Origin of the sequence: Variovorax soli NBRC 106424 (assembly GCF_001591385.1) — a bacterium.
GTDB lineage: Bacteria > Pseudomonadota > Gammaproteobacteria > Burkholderiales > Burkholderiaceae_C > Variovorax > Variovorax soli.
Map to the genome: position 1 here is coordinate 38,040 of NZ_BCUU01000005.1, position 18,771 is coordinate 56,810.

Sequence of the window (18,771 nt, forward strand, 5' to 3'; positions counted from 1 at the left end):
TGCTTTTCCCCGAATCACCGACCGACAGCATGTTTTCCTCCTTCTCCATCGCACGCCTGTTCGCAACTTCGCTCGCGCTTGCCTGCGCCTTCGCAGCGGCCCCTTCCGCGGCGGCGGAGCCGTCTTGGCCAAGCCGCCCCATCACGGTAGTGATCGGCTATCCACCCGGAGGCAGTGTCGACGCGGTGGGGCGCGCCGTGGTCGAGACGCTCGGCAAGAAGCTCGAAGCCACCGTCGTCGTCGACAACGCCGGCGGAGCAGCGGGCGCGATCGGCGTACAGAAAGTGGTGAACGCCGCACCCGATGGCTATACGCTGATTCTCGGATCGAGCAGCGAATTCGTGGCCACGCGCTTGCTGAATCCGGCACAGAAGTACGACGCCGCGAAGGACCTGGCGCCGATCGGCTATGTCGGTTCCATCCCGTTGGTGCTGGTCGCATCGAGGCAGAGCGGTGTGACTTCGCTCGCGCAGTTCGTCGACGTTGCTCGAAAGAAGCCCGGCCAGATGAGCTACGGCACCTCGGGAATCGGGTCAATGCTGCATTTTTCGGGCGAGCTCGTGAAGAAGCAGGCTGGCCTCTCCATCATTCACATCCCCTATCGCGGCGCGGGCAACATCGGCGCGGACCTCGCCGGAGGTGCGATCGAGTTTGCCTTCCTTGGGCCTGGTGCGGCCAAGCCTTTGGTCGATGCGGGACGCATCGTCCCGATTGCAGTGACCAGTGCACAGCGCATCGCATTGATGCCCGAGGTACCTGCGCTGGGTGAGCATCCGGCACTCAAGGGGTACAACCTCGTTGCGTGGTATGCGCTGATGGCACCACGCGGGTTGACGCCGGACACTCAAATTCAGCTGCAACGCGCCTTGCGCGAGACGCTGCGCGACACGACTGTGCAGCAGAAGCTCGAACGCGTAGGCGTCGTGGTCGGCCGCGGTGACGAGGACCTTTCGGAGCGGATGGCAAACGATGCCATTGAATACCAACGCATCGTCGACTTCGCAGGCATGAAGCAATAGCGCATCGGGAACCCTGAAGACACCGAATTCGGCGCGGGTCTGCACTACCATGGCCATGCGGCGGCATGCCACGAGGGATGAGATTGCAGCCATGGCGGCCCACCATGACCGCCGGGAGGCGCCGTTGGTCACCGCCGCCGAACTTCTGATCGACGGCGGGTTTGCAGCCTAGCCAATCTTCAATGCAACAGTGCTCGCCCAATCGTTCGGCGCCAGCCATCCGAGCCGATCACAGAACTTTAGCGATGCCGTCGCAAGAGTTCTGTTCATAGACTTCCGCTCTTGGGCGGTTGCTCGAGCTCAAGAAGCATAGGGAGATGTCTGCAACGGGCACGAACGAGCAGTTCCGCCCTGCCCTCCCAGCCGGCTGCTCTCGCTGCAGTGCGGGTTGTCCTTGGCAGAAAGAAGCGGCTCGGATGAGGTCTAGATGTGTGCAGCGCGAGGGAGAAAGGATTCTGCGCGGATGAAGTCGATCCGAACGGGAATATTAGGTCGATGCTGCGCGCCGCCGTCCGCGGCTTTTTGCAAGATGCAGCCGCATGGCTGCGCCTGCTGCCTCGGGGTCCTTGAGTCGGATCGCGGCAAGGATATTTCCGTGCTCCTCCAGCACTTCGAGCTCCCAGACCCCGTTCACATGCGAGGCGTGGGCGCGCTCGAAAATCGAGGAGGAGACGGCAGACGGCCCCAAGGCTTCGAGCACTGACGCGAAGTGCGGGCTGTGCGCGGCATGTGCAATGGCAAGGTGAAATCTCAGGTCTGCATGCGCGGTGTCGGCTTCTTCCGCCAGTGCGGTCCGCAGCGCTTCATAGGCATGGCAGATGGCCGCGAGGTCTTCCGCCGTGCGGCGTTGGGCGGCCAGCACGGCTGCTTCCGACTCCACGCCAAGACGCAGTTCGAGGGCCGCAAGGGCGTGCCCCGGGCCTTCGGCGTCGTCCACACAAAAGGGCTTCGATCGCAAGGTGCTGGCCACGAAGGTTCCGACACCCTGGTGCGACTGCACGAGGCCGGCCGCTTTCATTCTGGCGAGCGCATCGCGCACCACGGTGCGGCTCACGCCGAAGTGGGCCATGAGCATGGCTTCCGTGGGGAGCTTGTCTCCGGCTTTAAGCAAGTCCTCGCGGATGCGACGCTCAAGTTCTTCAACCAAGCTCACGGCAAGGTCGCGCCGCCGCGGGTAGCCTTCGCGCGATGCCTCCCTCAAGGGGGCAGGCACCATGGTGTCGCTGTCCTTGGCCAATGGGCGCTCAGGTCACGGGAGCCGGATTGAAAAGTACCAGCGCGTTGTGAAGCTTCCATTGCTCGGCCCAGGTCTTCTGGCGGCCGCTGGCCACGTCGAGCATCAGGCGGAACAGCTCCCAGCCCACGTCCTCGATGCTGGCCTCGCCGTCGGCGATGCGCCCGGCGTTCACGTCCATCAGGTCGTGCCAGCGCCGTGCCAGGTCGCTGCGCGTGGCCACCTTGATCACCGGCACTTCGGCCAGCCCGTAGGGCGTGCCCCGGCCCGTGGTGAACACGTGCAGGTTCATGCCGGCGGCCACCTGCAGCGTGCCGCAGATGAAGTCGGACGCTGGCGTGGCCGCATACAGCAAGCCCTTTTGCCGCGCCTTCTCGCCCGGCGACACCACGCCCGAGATGGGCGAGGAGCCGCTCTTGATGATCGAGCCCATCGCCTTCTCGACGATGTTGGACAGCCCGCCCTTCTTGTTGCCCGGCGTGGTGTTGGCGCTGCGGTCCACGCGGCCCTTGTCCAGGTAGGCGTCGTACCAGGCCATCTCGCGGATCATGGCCTGCGCCACCTCCGGCGTGGTGGCGCGCGAGGTGAGCTGGTCGATGCCGTCGCGCACCTCGGTCACTTCGGAGAACATCACGGTGGCGCCCGCGCGTATCAGCAGGTCGGTGCAAAAGCCCACGGCCGGATTGGCGGTGACGCCGGAGAAGGCATCGCTGCCGCCGCACTGCACGCCCACCACCAGTTCGCTGGCGGGCACGGTTTCGCGCTGGCGTGCGTTCAGGCGCTCCAGGTGTTCCTCGGCCTGGCGCATCACCGAGTCGATCATGGACATGAAGCCCACGTGCGCATCGTCCTGCAGGCAGACCACGTCCAGCTTGTTCTCGGCCGAGGCGCCGATGTCGGCCACGTTGCGCTCGTCCACCAGCGGGATGGTGCCCGGCGGCAGCAGGCGCTCGGGCTGCAGCTTTTCGCAGCCCAGGCTCACCACCATCACCTCGCCGCCGAAGTTGGGGTTGAGGCTGATGTTGCGCAGCGTGCGGATGGGCACGATGGCGTCGGGCGCATCGATGGCCACGCCGCAGCCGTAGGTGTGCTCCAGCGCCACCACGTCGTCGACGTTGGGGTACTTGGGCAGCAGTTCCTTCTTGATGCGCTGCACCGCGAAGTCGGTGACGCCGGCCACGCATTGCACGGTCTGCGTGATGGCCAGGATGTTGCGCGTGCCCACCGAGCCGTCCGGGTTGCGGTAGCCCTCGAAGGTGAAGCCTTCCAGCGGCGCTGCAGCCGGCGGCTTGACGGTGGCAATGGGCAGCCCGTCGAGTTCGCGCGCCGTGGGCATCTGCAACAGGCGCTCGTGCACCCAGCTGCCGCGGGCAATGGGCTTGAGTGCATAGCCGATCACCACGTTGTAGCGCAGGACCGGAGCGCCCTCGGCCAGGTCCACCAGCGCAACCTTGTGCCCCTGTGGCACCTTCTCGCGCAACTCGAGGCCCGAGGGAAAGACGGTGCCCGCCGGCAGGCCGCCGTCGTTGGCCACGATCGCAACGTTATCGCGTTCGTGCATGGCGATGTACAGCGGGGGACGATCGGCTCGTTGGTCCATGTCGGTTGTGCAGACGTGGCGCGTTGGCGCTATTCGGCTTCGATTCCCGCTGCCTTAACCACCTTGCCCCATTTGGCAAGGTCGGACTTGATCAGCGCCGCGTAATCCTGCGGCGTACCGCCTTGCACCTCGATGCCTGCGGCTTCGAGCTTGGAGCGCACCTCGGGCAGCTTCAGCGCTGCGTTGATCTCGGCGTTGAGCTTGGTGATGATCGCCTTGGGCGTGCCGGCGGGCGCGAGGAAGCCGCCGTTGGTGTTGGCGTCATAGCCCTTCAGGCCTTGTTCGTCCGCGGTCGGCACGTCCGGCAGGGCAGATGTCCGGTGAAGCGTCGACACCGCAACCGCCCGCACGTTGCCGCCCTTCACCTGCGGCAGGATCGCGCTGATGGTGTCGATGTACAGCGCGGTGCGCCCGCCCAGCAGGTCCGGGTGCGCGGCCGACGATCCCTTGTAGGGCACCAGAAGAATGTCGGTCTTACTGGCCATGCGGAACATCTCTGCAGCCATCTCCTGCGCACTGCCGCGGCCCGATGTCGCGACCTTGGCCTTGTCGGGGTTGGCTTTCATCCAGGCCACCAGTTCGGGCAGCGTCTTGGACGGAATCTGCGGATTGATGGCGAACACCAGCGGCACCACGTGCGTGTAGACGATGGGCTCGAAGCTCTTCTCCGGGTCCCAGCCGAGGTTCTTGAACAGGTATTTGTTGATGTTGTGGCTGCCGCCCACGATGCCGATCGTGTAGCCATCGGCCGGGGACTTGGCCAGCACGTCCGTTCCCAGGTTGTTGGAGGCTCCTGGCCGGTTGTCCACCACCACCGGCTGCCCCATCGACGTGGCCAGCTTGTCGCCGACCACGCGGGCGATGAGGTCGATCGCACCGCCTGGAGGGGCCGGCACGATGATCTTGATGGGACGGCTCGGGTAGGCCTGCTGCGCCGGCGCAAGCGCTGGCAGCATGGCCATGCACGTCGATACGGCCAGAAGCCTGAACAGGGATTTGGGTTGCATGCTTGTCTCCTCTTGCTGATGTGGTGGGATTCGGCCGGGGTGCCGCAAGACGCCCGGCATGAATGGCTTGCCGCGCCGCTCTAGCCGCGGCCGACGTAAGGCATGGCGCTGGCCATGACGGTCATGTTCAGCACGTTCGCGCCCAGCGGCAGGGCGGCGATGTGGCGCACGGCATCGGCCACATGCCTTGCGTCCATCATGGGTTCGGGCGCGGTGCTGCCGTTGGCCTGCAGCACCCCGCGGGTCATGCGCTCTGAAAGCTCCGTCAGCGCGTTGCCGATGTCGATCTGGCTGGCCACGATGTTGAAGGCGCGGCCGTCCAGCGCGAGCGACTTGGTCAGGCCGCTCACCGCATGCTTGCTGGCGGTGTAGGGCGCTGTGAAGGGCCGCGGCGTGTGGGCCGAAACCGAGCCGTTGTTGATGATGCGCCCGCCCTGCGGCATCTGCCGCCGCATGAGCCCGAAAGCCGCGCGTGCGCACAGGTACACGCCGGTGACGTTGGTGTTGATCACGCTGAACCACTTGTCCAGCGGCAGCTCGTCCATCGGCACGGCCGGGGCGTTCACGCCGGCGTTGTTGAACAGCAGGTCCAGGCGGCCGAAGCGCTGTTCGATGGCGGAGAAGAGCGCTTGAACGCTCTCGGGGGAAGTGACGTCGGTGGGCACCGCCATCGCCGCCTGCCCGCGCGTCTCGGCTTGCGCAGCCAGGGCTTGCAGCGGTTCGGCACGTCGGCCCGCGAGCACGACGCTCCAGCCGTCGTCGAGCAATGCCAGTGCCACGGCACGGCCGATGCCGCTGCCCGCGCCGGTGACCGAGGCGATCTTCGCGGGGGAGGTTCTTGTGTTCACGGTCAGGCTCCTGCGAGTGATGTTGCGATGCCGTGCCGCGCCGGTTCCCGCGAAGCGCGCACGGTCATGGAGAAGCGGCCGATATCCGCCACCGCGCCGCTGACGACATCGCCAGGCTGCAGGGCGCCAACGCCAGAAGGTGTGCCGGTAAACACCAGATCGCCAGGCTGCAACGCGACCGAGCGCGAGAGCATCGCCACCAGCTCGGGTACCGGCCACAGGAGCTCCGAAAGGTCGGCGCGCTGTCGCTCGACACCGTTGACCGCCAGCCACACGGCGCCAGACTTCGGATGTCCGCACACCTCGGCGGGCACGAGCGGCGTGCAGGGCGCCGAATGATCGAAAGCCTTGGCGGCTTCCCACGGGTTGCCCGCGCGCTTGGCCTGCTGTTGCAGGTCGCGCCGCGTCAGGTCCAGGCCTGCGGCATAGCCCCAGATGTGCCGCTCTTGCACCTGCGCCGCATCGATGTTGCTGCCTCCGCGGCCGATGGCCACCACAAGTTCCACTTCATGGCAGAAGTCACTCGTGCCGGGCGGGTAGGGCAGTTCGCCCTGCGCTGGCACGACAGCGCGGGCGGGTTTCATGAACCATGGCGGCATGTCTGTCGGGGCCGCTTCGTGCCGGTCCCACTTGTAGTTGCGGCCGATGCAGAACACGCGGCCGACCGGAAAGGCGGCCGTCCTGCCCGCAACGGGCAGGCTGACCGGCACTGGCGGCGGAATCACGAACTCCGTCATTTGCTTGCCGGCTTCAGTCGACCGTGATGTTGCGGCTGCGGATGATCTGCGCGTAGCGCTGCCGGTCGTCCGAGATCAGCTTGCCGAATTCCTGCGGCGTGGTCGCGCGCGGCACGCCGCCCAGCGCAACGATGCGTGCCTTGACATCTTCGTCCGCAAGCACCGCGCGCACGTCGGCCGCGATCTTTTCGACAACGTCTTTCGGCGTTGCCGCCGGTGCCAGCATCCCGATCCATGAGATCGCGTTGAAGCCCGGAATCGCCGTCTCCGAAAGCGTGGGAACGTCAGGCAACGCCGGTACCCGCTTGTCGCCGGTCACGGCCAGCGCGCGCAGCTTGCCTGCCTTGATGTTGCCGGACGCCTCCAGCACTGTCATGAACGACAGCTGCACATGGCCCGCGACCAAATCCGCGATGGCCGGGCCGCCGCCGCGATAGGGCACGTGCACGACGAAGGTGCCGGTCTGGTCCTTGAAGACTTCCGCCGCAAGGTGCGGCGCGCCGCCGGCGCCGGAACTGCTGTAGGTAATCTGCCCGGGCTTCGACTTCGCAAGGGCAATGAACTCAGCCGGCGTCTTCGCCGGGACCGACGGGTTGACCATCATGGCCAGGGGCAACTCGGCGACCAGCGAAACGGGTGCAAACGCGGTGTCCGGGTTGTAGGGCAGACGGGCATAGAGGGAAGGGTTGATGGACTGCGTCCCGATGTTGCCAAGGAGCAGGGTGTAGCCATCCGGCTTGGCCTTGGCCACATAGTCCGCACCGATCTGGCCGGCGGCGCCGCCCTTGTTTTCCACAATGACGGACTGGCCCCAGCGCTTGCCGAGCTGGGCGGCGAGCACGCGCGCGCCGGTGTCGGTTCCGCCGCCGGGCGGGAAGGGAACCACCAGGGTCACCGGCCGCGCCGGGTAGGTTTGCGAGAAGCTCGGCGCAGGGGCCGCAGCGAGCAGGGCGATGGTTGCCGCAATGGCAAGGCGTTGGATGGGCAAGGCGTGTCTCCGTATGGCTTTTTGTCGAACGTGGTGAAGGCGCCGTAGCGCAGTGCACTCAGGTCGTGAGGCTCATGGCCGGACGCTGGCCAGCCAGCGCCTGTGCGACGCTGTCGAGCACCATCCGCCCCATGGCCGTACGGGTCTCCCAGGTGGCGCTGGCGCGATGGGCCTGCAGCGTGGCCCGTTCGGATTCGCGCAAGGCTTGCGGCACGCGGGGCTCGTCGACGAACACGTCCAGCCCCACGCCGGCAATGCGGCCAGCGACGAGTGCTTCCGTCAGGTCGTCTTCTCGCACCAGGCGGCCGCGAGCGACGTTGATGAGAAAGCCCTTCGGCCCAAGCGCCTCGATGACGGACGCATCCACAATGCCTTCGGCCTTGTCTGCCGCCGCGCAGAGCACCAGCGCATCGCATTCGCGGGCCAGGTCGATGAGCGCCGGCACGAAGCGATGAGGCACGTCCTCCATGTGGCGCAGGTCGGTGTAGCTGATCGGACATCCGAAGGCTTCGGCCCGCACCGCGACGGCGCGGCCGACACGGCCCATGCCGACGATGCCCACGCGCATGCCGCTGAAGCGCCGCGCCAGCGGAATGGCGCTCGGGTTGGGAAAGCGCTCCCACTGGCCTTCGCGCACGAAGCGGTCGCCCGCGCAGAGGTTGCGGCAGGCCGCGATGAGCAGCCCGATGGCCAGGTCGGCCACGTCCTCGGTGAGCGCGCCAAGCGTGGCGGTCACGGGCAGCGCGCGGGTTGCGCAGTAGGCCAGGTCGACTGCGTCGGTGCCGACGCCGTTGACTGCCACGACCTTGAGGCCGGGCAACTGCTCCAGCATGGACCGCGAGATGCCGGTGTGGCCGCCGGTGATCGCTGCGTCGATGGACGCGCCGTGTTCCCGGACCCAGCCCTGGGGGTCGGCCATTTCGAACAGCTTGTGGATTTCGTACAGGGATGCGAGCTCTTCGTTGATCTCGGGAATAAGGATCGGGTTGAGCTGCAGGACTCGGGGTTTCATGAGATCGGGAAATGTGCGTTTCAGGATGGGTTGATGGTAGATATAGGTTGATCCAATAGGCAATCTTGACGTATAAAATCAATATAAATAACGACTTTGACCGACCATGGCCTCCTGGATTTCGATGGAGGAGGCGTGCCGCCTCCTCGCCGTGCAAGCGCAAACCGTCTACGCGTACGTGAGCCGCGGCAAGCTGGAAGTCATGACCGATCCCGGCGATACGCGCCGCAGCCTCTACCGAGCCGAAGACGTCGCGGCCCTGGCCAGGCGAAAGCAGGCAGGCCGCAAGCACGAGACCTTGGCGACCAACACCCTGTTCGGCGCGCAGCCCAGCATTCCCACCGCCCTGTCGTCTTTCCTGCGCGGGCACCTGTACTACCGCGGCCAGGACGCTGTGTCCCTGGCCGGCTCCTATAGCCTGGAAGACGCGGCGCGGCTGCTGTGGGCAGCTGGGCAGCCGGTTGAGTTTTCGTCGCCCAAGCCGGCCCGCTCGCACAAGCCGGGGCGGGTTGCTGCGTTCACCGCGCTTGCCGCACTCGCAGCCAGCGGGCACTCCACGCACGGGCGCCTCACGCGCGTGTTGCACACCGAAGGCCAGGCGCTGGTCGGCCAGCTGGCCGCATCCTTCGGCGCGCAGGCCGGGCGCGAAGCGCTGCACCTGCGCTTTGCGCAAGGCTGGGGCTTGCCCCAGGAAGTGGCCGAGCTACTGCGAACCGCGATGGTGCTGCTGGCCGATCACGAGCTGACCAGTTCGGCGTTTGCCGCGCGCATTGCGGCTTCCACCGGGGCTTCGCTGCCGGCATGCCTGCTGGCTGGATTGACCACGCTCTCGGGCCCGCTGCATGGCGATGCATCCGGGCGCGTGCAGGCCCTGTTCGACGAGGTGGAGCGCCAGGGCGAGGAGCAGGTGGTGTCGCACTACCTTTCCACCGCCATGCCGCTGGCCGGCTTCGGTCACCACCTCTACCCCGACGGAGATCCGCGTGCGGCTGCCTTGCTGGCGTTGTTCGAGCCGCCCAAGGTCATCTCGCGCTTCATCCGCAAGGTGGCCGACCTCACCGGCTTGCAGCCGAACATCGACGTGGCCCTGGCGGCGTTGGTGGCGACCTACCAGCTTCCGGCCGACGCGGCATTCGGCCTCTTCGCGACTGCGCGCAGCGTCGGCCTGCTGGCGCATAGTCTTGAACAACTGGGCGTAACACAGGTCATCCGACCACGGGGCCGGTACGTGGGGCAGGCGCCCGATGTCGCGCAGGCCGCGCGCCCGTAGTTCACGGCAAGGTTCAGAAAGGCGGTCGAGCCAGCGCCCCTGCGATGAGAACCGGCCTCTTGGCCGGATCGGAGATTGCGAACTGTAGGCGCCCAGATGCTCGATGGCGCTGGTACCAGTCCTTGCCGTAACCTTGGTGCAGCATCACGTCGGCAGCGAGACTTCGCTCGGCGCTTAAGGCTCATCAAGGGCATTGCGGCAGCGAAATCAAAACGGTAGCGAAGCAGTCCGGAACTGCGGCTTCCTGTCGGCTTGCCGTCATTGCGGTCCGTCAAGTGAAAGGGCCGCTTTCGCTGCTGCGGAGCCGCCCCAGCCAACGAAATCGGAAGCTGACCTTGTTGAAGGCATGACGCCTTCGGTGCCCATTGCCGACCAATAGCCACTCAGCTGCGCTCTCCTGTTCGTCCGAGGACAGATCGAACAGGTAGTCGTGCCGTCGACGCGCAGGTACGTCCAGTCGCCTACCGCAGCGCGCTGGCCGCGGCAGTTCGTGCGCCAGCACCATGCCCTAGCCCGAATGACTTTACCCGAGACACGTGGCATCGCGCCGCTACCCGACTGCGGCTTCGAGCCGAGCGACATGGCTTCATTCTGGTCTCTCGCGGCGACGTGCCGCTAACGCCTGCCGCGGAGCACTTTGCCCATTGCGTGGTCGAGATAAGCCGTCAGACATTGGATGGCGCTGATTGAAGAGGCGGTTTGAGTTGAATGGCCGGCGCGGCGCCCTGTGCGCCCGCAGTCTTGAAACCAATCACGGCCATTGGACGGAATGGAGCATGATCGGGCCATGCCCGGCAAACTCCAACCATCCCGTCGCCCTCCCCGGAACGAGGCACAGCGCCAGACCATTCTCGATGCCGCCTCGCTGCTGTTCATCGAAAAAGGCTTCGGCGGCACCAACATCAATGACATCGCGGACGCAGTGGGCGTGACGCGCACTGCGCTCTACTACTACTTCCCCAGCAAGGAGGCGATGCTCGAAGCCCTTACCAAGGACGTCACTGAGCGCGCCAGCGAACTGACGGCGGAAGTCTCGCGGCGCGCGGAGCTGCCGGCGGACCAGGCGCTGCACGAGTTGATCCTGCGCCAGGCAGGGCTGGTGCTGGCGCATCCGCTGCAGTTCCGCGTTGCCGAACGCAGCGAAGGCAGCTTGCCCGAAGAGCAACGCCACGCCGCACAGGCAGCCAGGCGCGCGGTGCGCGATGGTTTCGTCAGCGTCATCCGGCGCGGCATCGCGGAAGGCGTTTTTCCGCCGGTGGACGCGGACGTCGCGGCGTTTTCGATCATCGGCATGTGCAATTGGTGCGCCTGGTGGTTCGACACCCGCCGCGGCGAACCCATGGAACCCGTGGCCGAGCTGATCGCCACCTTCGGCCTGCGCATGCTGCGGTCCCCGGAGGCGCCCGGCGCGACAAACGGGGAAAAGCGCGGCAAGGCACGCTCGGCCAAGGCAGACACCACCGACGTCGGCTATGCCCTGGCGCGGGCACGCGAGGCGCTGGACCTGCTGGAAAACAGCCTTGCATCCACCCCATGACATGAGCCGGTGACCGTGGCAGCACCATAGTATTAACACCTACGTCAAATATTTGACGTTACTGTCGAATCAACCTAGCATTGGCTCACGTCAATGCAAGGAGCGCCGCAGCGCGATTCGACCCATGAGCAACCCTTCCGCCCCCACCGCACTGTCCGCGCAGGCCACCGCGGGCTTCCTGAACACGGACTGGAATCCACGCGACATTCCGAGCGGCACGACCACCGCCAACGTGGTGCTGCGCACCGCCGACCAGGCGGCAACGGGCGGCTCGCTCTATCGCCCGGCGACACCCACCGACACCGTGGTGTGCGTCATGCATCCGCGCGAATTCATGGCCTGCCACTACCTGATCCCCGACATCGTGGGCGCAGGCTATGCGGCCTGGTCGCAGTCGCCTCGCTCGGTGGGCAACGACCTGCGGCTGGAACACGAGTTCGCGCTGCATGACGTGGCGACCGGCCTGCAATACCTGAGCGCGGCGGGCTTCAAGCGCATCGTGCTGCTGGGCAACTCCGGCGGCGCCGGGCTGTACGCGCTGTACGCGCAGCAGTCCGCGCTGCCCGGCGGGCAGCGCATCGCCCGCACGCCGGGCGGGCGCCCCACGCAGTTGGCCGACCTGGACATGCCGCTGGCCGACGGCTTCGTGCTGGTGGGCCCGCACCCCGGCCAGGGCGCACTGCTGCTCAACTGCATCGACCCGAGCGTGCTGGACGAGAACGACCCGCTGTCGGTCGATGCTTCGCTCGATCCGCTGTCGCCGGCCAACGGCTACGCGGGCAAGGGCCAGACGCGCTACAGCGCCGAATTCATCGAGCGCTACCGCGCCGCGCAGCGCGCACGCGTGGCCCGTATCGACGAGCACGCCCGCACCCTGATCGCGCGTCGCCAGGCGGCCCGCCAGCGCGTGAAGGAGGCCGCGGTAGACGGCGGCAAGCCCAGCCCCGAGGACCGCCGCCTGGCCGGCCACACGCCCATCTTCAACGTCTGGCGCACCGACGCCGACCTGCGCTGCTTCGACCTGACGCTGGACGCATCGGACCGCAGGTTCGGCTCGCTCTGGGGCGCCGACCCCTACGCCTCCAACTACGGCGCGGTCGGCTTCGCGCGGCAGTGCACGCCCGAGAGCTGGCTGTCCACCTGGTCGGCGCACTCGTCGAACGCCTCGCTGGCCAGGACGGCGGCCTCCATCACCCAGCCGGTGCTGGTGGTGGAGTACACCGGCGACCAGGCCTGCTTCCCTTCGGATGTGCAGCGCATCGTCGACGCCATCGGCTCGCGCGCCAAGCAGCACCTGCGCGTGCGCGGCGACCACCACGGCCGCGCACTTGGCGCGAGCGAAGAGCCCGGCCGGCTGGAGGCCGGACGCCTGCTCGCGCAATGGCTGCGCAACCAGTTTCCACAGTGACTTCGCCCTGACCCGGGCCTGATCCATCCGCTGGGCGCCGCAGGCGCCCGCCCAACGCCATCCTGTTTCCTCATGGAGGACCACCCATGTCTGCACGAGACCTTCCTTCCCTGGCCCTGCGCGGCGTCGACCACACGGCGCGCCCCACCTGGCGGCTGCGCGAGACCGTCGAGTTCTACCGCGACAAGCTCGGCCTGCCGCTGGTGCACGTGATCTCCGCGCGCGGCTGGGGCCCGGCCACGCACCCGGACTTCCTGCACTTCTTCTTCGACAGCGGCAACGGCAGCACCATCGCCTTCTTCTACTACCTGGGCACCAACGAACCGGCCGGCATGCGCGAGCGCGCCGCCAGCCGCCCGCTGCCGGACGACCATGTGGCCGACGCCACGCACACCGCCTGGCTGGTCAAGGGCCCCGACGAACTGCGCGCCTGGAAGCAGCGCCTCGAATCGCAAGGGCTGGAGGTGTCGGTGGAGACGCGCCACGAGGTGATCGAATCGATCTACGTGCGCGATCCCAACGGCTACTTCGTCGAGTTCACGCACAAGCTGCGCCCGCTCACGGCGCTGGACGCCACCGACGCGCAGCTCACGCTGGAAGCGGCCATGGCGCTGGAAGATCAAGCGCACGGCGCCGGCCGCCTTCTGGACACCGTGGACGCCATCTGGAACGGCAAAGCCGAGAAGGTGGCCGAGCACGACCTGGCGTCCAGCGCGCCGGTGTGGCTGTCGGTTCCCCGCGTGGAGGAATTCGCGCCGCTGGTGAGCGCAGCGCGCCAGCATCCGGAATGCCGGGTGCGCACCGGCAAGGACTACGACCTGATCGAGGCCGACGGTCCGCTCGAGTTCGGGCGCAAGGCGCTGGGCTTCAAGCCCGCGCTGTGGTACGGCATGCTGACCGGCGGCGTGCACGGGCGCATCGAGCGCTTCGACCGCGATGTGTTGCGTATTGCGCCGGCACAGGCACCGGCGCAGGCTTGACGCAGGCGCTGAAGGAAACAACGATGGCGACTCTCGTCCACCACAACATTCCCGGCGTCGTCTACCCGAGCGCCGAGCGCGCGGAAGCGGCGCTGGCCAGCGGCAGCTGGTTGGCCAACACCGTCGGCAACGCCCTGCGCGATACCGCCCGGCGCCACCCGCAGCGCCCGGCTTTCATCGGCGACGACCGCAGCCTCGACTTCGCGCAACTCGACGAGGCGACCGAACGCCTGGGCGCAGCGCTGCTCGAACTGGGACTGGCGCCGGGCGACCGGGCCATCTTCCAGCTGGGCACCACCGTGGAAACCACGGTCGCGCTGCTGGCCTGCTTCAAGGCCGGTATCGTGCCGGTGTGCTCGCTGCCGCAGCACCGCGAGATCGAGATCGGGCAACTCACCGAGCAATCGGGCGCGCGCGGCTACTTCGTGCAGGCCGACTTCAGCGCCAGCTTCGACCTGCCGGCCTTCGCCGAATCGATGATGGCGCGCCACGCCTCGCTCACGCATCTCATCGTCGTGCGCGGCGAGCGCGCCGGCGCTGCCGGGCTGCAGCAGCTCATCGACGCGATGCCGCTGGAGCAAGCCCGCAAGCGCCTGGCCGATGTCCAGCTGGGGCTGGCGGACGTGCTGAGCTTCCAGCTCTCGGGCGGCACCACCGGGGTGCCCAAGATCATCCCGCGCTTCCACGCCGAATACCTGGGCCACTCGGCCGGTTGGATGCGGCGCTGGCGCATCGATGGCGAAAGCCGCGTGATCTGGTCGCTGCCGCTGCTGCACAACGCCGGCCAGCTCTATGCGCTGATCCCGTCGGTGCTGGCGGGCGTGACGGTGGTGCTGATGTCGCGGGTGGACATTGCGCGCATGCTCGACCTGATCGGCGAGCACCGCGTCACGCATGCGTTGTCCATCGGCCCCATCGCGCCGCAACTGCTCGCCTATGCGGACATCGCGCGCCACGACCTGTCGTCGCTCAAGCTGTTCTCCACCATGAGCCGCGCCGACACGCTGGAGGCACACCTGGGCGTGCCCTGCTCCAACCTGTACGGCATCACCGAAGGCCTGCTGCTCGGCTCGCCGGCGGACTCGCCCGCGCAGGCGCGCCACATGACCCAGGGCTGCTCCGGCTGCCCGGACGACGAGATCCGCCTGCTCGACCCCGCGTCGGAACAGCTCGCGCCGGACGGCCAGCCCGGCGAGCTGTGCTTTCGCGGCCCCTCCAGCCTGACCGGCTACTTCGCCAATGCCGAGGCCAATGCCCAGTCCTTCACATCGGACGGCTTCTACCGCACCGGCGACATGGTGAGCGCGCACCGCATCGACGGCGTGCTGCACTACGCCTTCGAGGGACGGTTGCGCGACAACATCAACCGCGGCGGCGAGAAGATCGGCTGCGAAGAGGTGGAAGGCCATGTCAGCCAGCACCCCGCCGTGGCGGATGCCAAGCTGGTGGCCATGCCCGATCCGTTCTATGGCGAGAAGGGCTGCATCTTCATCATCGCGCGCCCCGGCATGGCGGCGCCGGACGTGAAGGCGCTCGGGCAGTTCCTGACCGCGCGCGGCCTGGCCAAGTACAAGTGCCCGGAGCGCGTGGAGGTGGTCGACGAATTTCCACTCACCCGCGTCGGCAAGGTGGACAAGCCGTCCATGAAGCGGCGCATTGCCGAACTCCTGGCGCAGGAGCGCAAGTCATGAGCGCGCTCGTGCCCATCGAGTACCTGCTCAGCGAACGGCCGCTGGTGGTGCGCCGCCGCGTGAAGTGGGGCGAATGCGACCCGGCCGGCGTGGTCTACACAGCCACTTTCGCCGATTACGTGATCTCAGCGGCCGAGCTGTTCTACGGCGCCCTGCTGGGCACCACGCCGCAGCGCGCCAAGAGCGAGCAGGGTTTCGGCACGCCCAGCAAGGCGCTCTCGTTCGAGTTCATCCGCTCCCTGCGCCCTGATGACGAGTTCGACATGACCGTGCGTGTGGTCGACGTGCGCCAGCGCACCTACGTGCTCGACGTGATCGCCACCACGCCGCAAGGCGAGGCGGTGTTCAACGCGCGCCTGACGCCGGTGTGCGTGGCGCGTCCCGAGCGCCGCTCCATCGACATCCCGCCGGCATTCCGCCAGGCCCTGCTGGACTACCAGCGTGACGGCGGCGGCCCCCTCACCCTCGCCACCTCACAGGAAGACGCATCATGAAGATCGACATCGTCGGCGCCGGCCCGGCCGGCCTGTATTTCGCGCTGCTGGCCAAGAAGCACGATCCGTCGCACCGGATCCGCGTCTTCGAGCAGAACGCCGAAGGCGCCACCTACGGCTGGGGCGTGGTCTTCTCCGACATCGGCCTGTCCTTCCTCAAGGAAGCCGATGCGGCCTTCTACGAGGAATTCATCGCCCACCACGAGCGCTGCGACTACATGGAGGTGGTGCACCGCGGCACCCATGTGCAGGTGCACGGCAACCACTTCTCGCGCACCTCGCGCATCGACATGCTGCGCGTGCTGCAGCACGCGTGCGAACGTGAAGGCATTCGCATCGAGTACGGCAAGCGCATCGAGAATGCTCGCGAACTCGCCGCCGACTGCGACCTGCTGGTGGCCGCCGACGGCGGCAACAGCGCGGTGCGCACGCAGCTGGCCGAGCACTTCCGTCCGCGCTTCACCAAGCGCCGCAACAAGTTCGCCTGGTACGGCACGCACCAGCGCTTCCATCCCGTCTCGCTGATCTTCCGCGAGACCGAGCACGGCGTGTTCATCGCGCACAGCTACCAGTACAGCCCGCAGCTGTCGACCTTCCTGGTCGAGGTGGACCCCGACACCTGGCAGCGCGCCGGCCTGGACACAGCCAGCGAGGACGAGAGCCGGCGCTTGTGCGCCGAGGTGTTCCGCCCCGAGTTGGGCAGCAACGAGCTGCTCACCAACCGCTCGCTCTGGTTCGAGGCCAACATTGTCAGCAACGAAGTCTGGAGCCACGGCAATATCGTGCTGCTGGGCGACGCGCTGCGCACGGTGCACTTCTCGCTCGGCTCGGGCACGCGCATGGCCATGCAGGATGCGATCGCGCTGCACAAGGGCGTAGCCGCCAACCCCGGCGACCTGCCGGCCGCCCTCGCCGCCTTCGAGGCCGCGCGGCGCGACTCGTCCAGCAGCTTCCAGCAGTCGGCCAGCCTCAGCCTGGACTGGTACGAGAACGTGGGCGACAAGATGCACCTGGACCCGGTGAGCTTCGCCTACGACTACATGCGCCGCACGGGCAAGGTCAGCCACGACGACCTCAAGCAGCGCGACCCGCTTTTCGCCCGCGCCTACGAAGCGCTCCAACCCGCCGCCTGAGCGCGGCACGTTCCACCCTCCAGGAGACCTCCATGTCCTCGCTCTCTCGCGCGCTGACGCGGCGCGCGGCGGTGCTGTGCACCTTCGCCGCCTGCACACTCGCCACTACCGCGCTGCATGCGCAGCCAGGCAGCTACCCGAGCCAGCTCGTCAAGGCGGTGCTGCCTTACTCCGCGGGCAGCGGCCCCGACTCCGTGATGCGCAATGTCAGCGAGCTGCTCACTTCCGACTGGAACCAGCCCGTGGTGATCGACAACAAGCCCGGAGCCAACGGCTGGCTGGCCATCGGCGAAGTCAACCGGGCCAAGCCGGACGGCCACACGCTGCTGGTGTTGGACAGCACCTACATGGCGCTGCAGCCGCATCTCTACAAGAAGCTGCCCTTCGACCCCGTGCGCGATTTCGAACCGGTGGCGGGCCTGTACAACACCGGCTTCTTCATCGTGGTCGGCGCCAACTCGCCCTGGAAGTCCGCCGCCGACCTCATCGCGGCCGCCAAGGCCAAGCCCGGCGGCGTGAGCTACGGCAGCTGGGGCGTGGGCAGCGTCGCCCAGGTGGGTACGGCGCAGCTGGAGGCGGCCTCGGGCATCCAGATGATGCATGTGCCCTTCAAGGAACTGCCGCAGCTCTACGCCGCGGTGTCCACCGGCGAGGTGGACTGGGCCTTCGGCTCCGCGGCGACCGTGGCCCCGTTGTTCAAGGGTGGCAAGGTCAGGCTGCTGGCCTACGCGGGCGCCAAGCGGCTGCCCGGCTACGAGAGTGTGCCGACCCTGGCCGAGTCTGGCGGGCCATCGGGCGTCGAGGTGGGCACCTGGGTGGGGGTGTACGCGCCCAAGAACACGCCCAAGGCCGCCATCGAGCGCATCCGCGCGGGCATTGGCAAGAGCCTGGAGCAGCCGAGCTTGCGCGAGCGCCTGGCGGTCTTCGGCTTCCAGGCGTGGAACGTCGGGCCCGCCGAACTGGCGCGCGCGCAGGCCACCGACACGCAGCGCTTTGCCCAGGTGGTGCAACGCGCACGCATCTCGCTCGACTGACCCTCCAGAAAAAGGACTTCTCCATGCCCAGAACATTCCGCATCGGCCAGATCGTGCCAAGTTCCAACACCACGATGGAGACCGAGATTCCCGCCATGCTGCGCGCGCGCGAGGCGCTGCGGCCCGAGGAGCACTTCACCTTCCACTCCAGCCGCATGCGCATGCACAAAGTGACCAAGGAGGAGCTGGCCGCGATGAACAAGGAAGGCCTGCGCTGCGCCGCCGAGCTGGCCGACGCGCGGGTCGACGTGATGAGCACGGCCTGCCTGGTAGCCATCATGGCCATGGGCCTGGGCTACCACCGCCAGACCGAGCAGGAACTCACCGAGGTGGCGCGGGCGAACCATTGCCTCGCCCCGGTCATGACCTCGGCCGGCGCGCTGGTGGAGGGGCTGAAGACCCTGGGCGCCAGGCGCGTGTCGATCATGGCGCCCTACATGCGGCCCCTGACGGACCTGGTGGTGCAGTACATCGAGAACGAAGGCATCGAGGTGATCGACTCCATCTGCTTCGAGATTCCGGACAACCTCGAAGTCGGGCGCCGCGACCCGCTGCAACTTCTGGACGACGTGAAGCGCCTCAATACCAAGGGCGCGGACGTGATCGTCGCCTCCGCCTGCGTACAGATGCCCTCGCTGCCCGCCGTGCAGCGCATCCAGGACATGACCGGCATCCCCACCGTGTCCACCGCGGTGTGCACCGTGCGCCGCATGCTGGAGCATCTGAAGCTGGCGCCGGTGGTGCCCGGCGCCGGCGCGCTGCTCGCCTGACGCGAAGCC

At 67.4% G+C, this 18,771-nt stretch carries 17 protein-coding genes; 10 read left to right on the top strand and 7 right to left on the bottom strand.

Going from position 1 to position 18,771, the window contains the following annotated elements; all coding sequences use genetic code 11:
• Positions 1 to 29 precede the first annotated feature (29 nt).
• The gene (locus tag VSO01S_RS02915) at positions 30 to 1,019 is read left to right on the top strand and encodes a Bug family tripartite tricarboxylate transporter substrate binding protein (protein ID WP_068640296.1); all 990 of its coding nucleotides are present in this window, start codon (positions 30 to 32) and stop codon (positions 1,017 to 1,019) included.
• Between the two features lie 487 nt (positions 1,020 to 1,506).
• On the opposite strand, the gene VSO01S_RS02920 is transcribed toward VSO01S_RS02915, so the two are convergent.
• From VSO01S_RS02920 to VSO01S_RS02950, 7 genes are all read right to left on the bottom strand, one after another.
• Positions 1,507 to 2,256: a FadR/GntR family transcriptional regulator gene (locus VSO01S_RS02920; protein WP_068640297.1), complete on the bottom strand. Its 750-nt coding sequence runs from the start codon at positions 2,254 to 2,256 to the stop codon at positions 1,507 to 1,509.
• Positions 2,257 to 2,263: 7 nt separating this feature from the next.
• Positions 2,264 to 3,853 carry a galactarate dehydratase gene (gene garD, locus VSO01S_RS02925; protein WP_068640298.1) on the bottom strand — a complete coding sequence of 530 codons (1,590 nt, stop codon included), beginning with the start codon at positions 3,851 to 3,853 and terminating at the stop codon, positions 2,264 to 2,266.
• A gap of 29 nt (positions 3,854 to 3,882) precedes the next feature.
• On the bottom strand, positions 3,883 to 4,860 hold the full coding sequence (locus VSO01S_RS02930) for a Bug family tripartite tricarboxylate transporter substrate binding protein (RefSeq protein ID WP_068640299.1): 978 nt from the start codon (positions 4,858 to 4,860) through the stop codon (positions 3,883 to 3,885).
• An 80-nt stretch (positions 4,861 to 4,940) separates the two neighbouring features.
• Entirely contained in the window at positions 4,941 to 5,708 is a 768-nt protein-coding gene (locus tag VSO01S_RS02935; protein ID WP_068640300.1) for an SDR family oxidoreductase, read from the bottom strand.
• 2 nt (positions 5,709 to 5,710) lie between these two features.
• On the bottom strand, positions 5,711 to 6,445 hold the full coding sequence (locus tag VSO01S_RS02940) for a fumarylacetoacetate hydrolase family protein (protein ID WP_068640301.1): 735 nt from the start codon (positions 6,443 to 6,445) through the stop codon (positions 5,711 to 5,713).
• 13 nt (positions 6,446 to 6,458) lie between these two features.
• Complete coding sequence (locus tag VSO01S_RS02945; RefSeq protein ID WP_084241644.1) at positions 6,459 to 7,433, bottom strand: Bug family tripartite tricarboxylate transporter substrate binding protein; 975 nt, start codon at positions 7,431 to 7,433, stop codon at positions 6,459 to 6,461.
• A 58-nt stretch (positions 7,434 to 7,491) separates the two neighbouring features.
• A complete protein-coding gene (locus tag VSO01S_RS02950; RefSeq protein WP_068640302.1) occupies positions 7,492 to 8,445 on the bottom strand; it encodes a 2-hydroxyacid dehydrogenase in 954 nt (317 codons plus the stop codon).
• Between the two features lie 106 nt (positions 8,446 to 8,551).
• Here VSO01S_RS02950 and VSO01S_RS02955 point away from each other — a divergent pair, with 106 nt between their 5' ends.
• The 9 genes from VSO01S_RS02955 (at position 8,552) to VSO01S_RS02995 (ending at position 18,762) form a co-directional block, all read left to right on the top strand.
• Positions 8,552 to 9,715: a citrate synthase family protein gene (locus VSO01S_RS02955; protein WP_068640303.1), complete on the top strand. Its 1,164-nt coding sequence runs from the start codon at positions 8,552 to 8,554 to the stop codon at positions 9,713 to 9,715.
• 787 nt (positions 9,716 to 10,502) lie between these two features.
• Positions 10,503 to 11,252, top strand: coding sequence for a TetR/AcrR family transcriptional regulator (locus tag VSO01S_RS02960; protein WP_068640351.1), 750 nt, complete (start codon positions 10,503 to 10,505; stop codon positions 11,250 to 11,252).
• A 124-nt stretch (positions 11,253 to 11,376) separates the two neighbouring features.
• Complete coding sequence (locus VSO01S_RS02965) at positions 11,377 to 12,660, top strand: alpha/beta fold hydrolase (protein WP_068640304.1); 1,284 nt, start codon at positions 11,377 to 11,379, stop codon at positions 12,658 to 12,660.
• A gap of 86 nt (positions 12,661 to 12,746) precedes the next feature.
• Complete coding sequence (locus VSO01S_RS02970) at positions 12,747 to 13,640, top strand: VOC family protein (RefSeq protein WP_068640305.1); 894 nt, start codon at positions 12,747 to 12,749, stop codon at positions 13,638 to 13,640.
• A gap of 23 nt (positions 13,641 to 13,663) precedes the next feature.
• Positions 13,664 to 15,331, top strand: a complete 1,668-nt coding sequence (locus VSO01S_RS02975; protein WP_068640306.1) for an AMP-binding protein — start codon at positions 13,664 to 13,666, stop codon at positions 15,329 to 15,331.
• The gene (locus tag VSO01S_RS02980) at positions 15,328 to 15,825 is read left to right on the top strand and encodes an acyl-CoA thioesterase (RefSeq protein WP_068640307.1); all 498 of its coding nucleotides are present in this window, start codon (positions 15,328 to 15,330) and stop codon (positions 15,823 to 15,825) included. Before VSO01S_RS02975 ends, VSO01S_RS02980 begins: the two co-directional genes overlap by 4 nt.
• Entirely contained in the window at positions 15,822 to 16,958 is a 1,137-nt protein-coding gene (locus VSO01S_RS02985; RefSeq protein ID WP_068640308.1) for an FAD-dependent monooxygenase, read from the top strand. The genes VSO01S_RS02980 and VSO01S_RS02985 overlap by 4 nt, the downstream gene beginning before the upstream one ends.
• Before the next feature lie 32 nt (positions 16,959 to 16,990).
• Positions 16,991 to 17,992, top strand: coding sequence for a Bug family tripartite tricarboxylate transporter substrate binding protein (locus tag VSO01S_RS02990; protein WP_068640309.1), 1,002 nt, complete (start codon positions 16,991 to 16,993; stop codon positions 17,990 to 17,992).
• Positions 17,993 to 18,015: 23 nt separating this feature from the next.
• A complete protein-coding gene (locus VSO01S_RS02995) occupies positions 18,016 to 18,762 on the top strand; it encodes a maleate cis-trans isomerase family protein (RefSeq protein WP_068640310.1) in 747 nt (248 codons plus the stop codon).
• The last annotated feature ends 9 nt before the right edge of the window (positions 18,763 to 18,771 follow it).

Coding starts and splice junctions, on each gene's coding strand:
- VSO01S_RS02985 (WP_068640308.1), top strand. CDS start 15,822: ATGAAGATCGACATCGTCGGCGCCGGCCCGGCCGGCCTGTATTTCGCG.
- VSO01S_RS02930 (WP_068640299.1), bottom strand. CDS start 4,860: ATGCAACCCAAATCCCTGTTCAGGCTTCTGGCCGTATCGACGTGCATG.
- VSO01S_RS02995 (WP_068640310.1), top strand. CDS start 18,016: ATGCCCAGAACATTCCGCATCGGCCAGATCGTGCCAAGTTCCAACACC.
- VSO01S_RS02965 (WP_068640304.1), top strand. CDS start 11,377: ATGAGCAACCCTTCCGCCCCCACCGCACTGTCCGCGCAGGCCACCGCG.
- VSO01S_RS02990 (WP_068640309.1), top strand. CDS start 16,991: ATGTCCTCGCTCTCTCGCGCGCTGACGCGGCGCGCGGCGGTGCTGTGC.
- VSO01S_RS02955 (WP_068640303.1), top strand. CDS start 8,552: ATGGCCTCCTGGATTTCGATGGAGGAGGCGTGCCGCCTCCTCGCCGTG.
- VSO01S_RS02970 (WP_068640305.1), top strand. CDS start 12,747: ATGTCTGCACGAGACCTTCCTTCCCTGGCCCTGCGCGGCGTCGACCAC.
- VSO01S_RS02915 (WP_068640296.1), top strand. CDS start 30: ATGTTTTCCTCCTTCTCCATCGCACGCCTGTTCGCAACTTCGCTCGCG.
- VSO01S_RS02940 (WP_068640301.1), bottom strand. CDS start 6,445: ATGACGGAGTTCGTGATTCCGCCGCCAGTGCCGGTCAGCCTGCCCGTT.
- garD (WP_068640298.1), bottom strand. CDS start 3,853: ATGGACCAACGAGCCGATCGTCCCCCGCTGTACATCGCCATGCACGAA.
- VSO01S_RS02960 (WP_068640351.1), top strand. CDS start 10,503: ATGCCCGGCAAACTCCAACCATCCCGTCGCCCTCCCCGGAACGAGGCA.
- VSO01S_RS02950 (WP_068640302.1), bottom strand. CDS start 8,445: ATGAAACCCCGAGTCCTGCAGCTCAACCCGATCCTTATTCCCGAGATC.
- VSO01S_RS02975 (WP_068640306.1), top strand. CDS start 13,664: ATGGCGACTCTCGTCCACCACAACATTCCCGGCGTCGTCTACCCGAGC.
- VSO01S_RS02980 (WP_068640307.1), top strand. CDS start 15,328: ATGAGCGCGCTCGTGCCCATCGAGTACCTGCTCAGCGAACGGCCGCTG.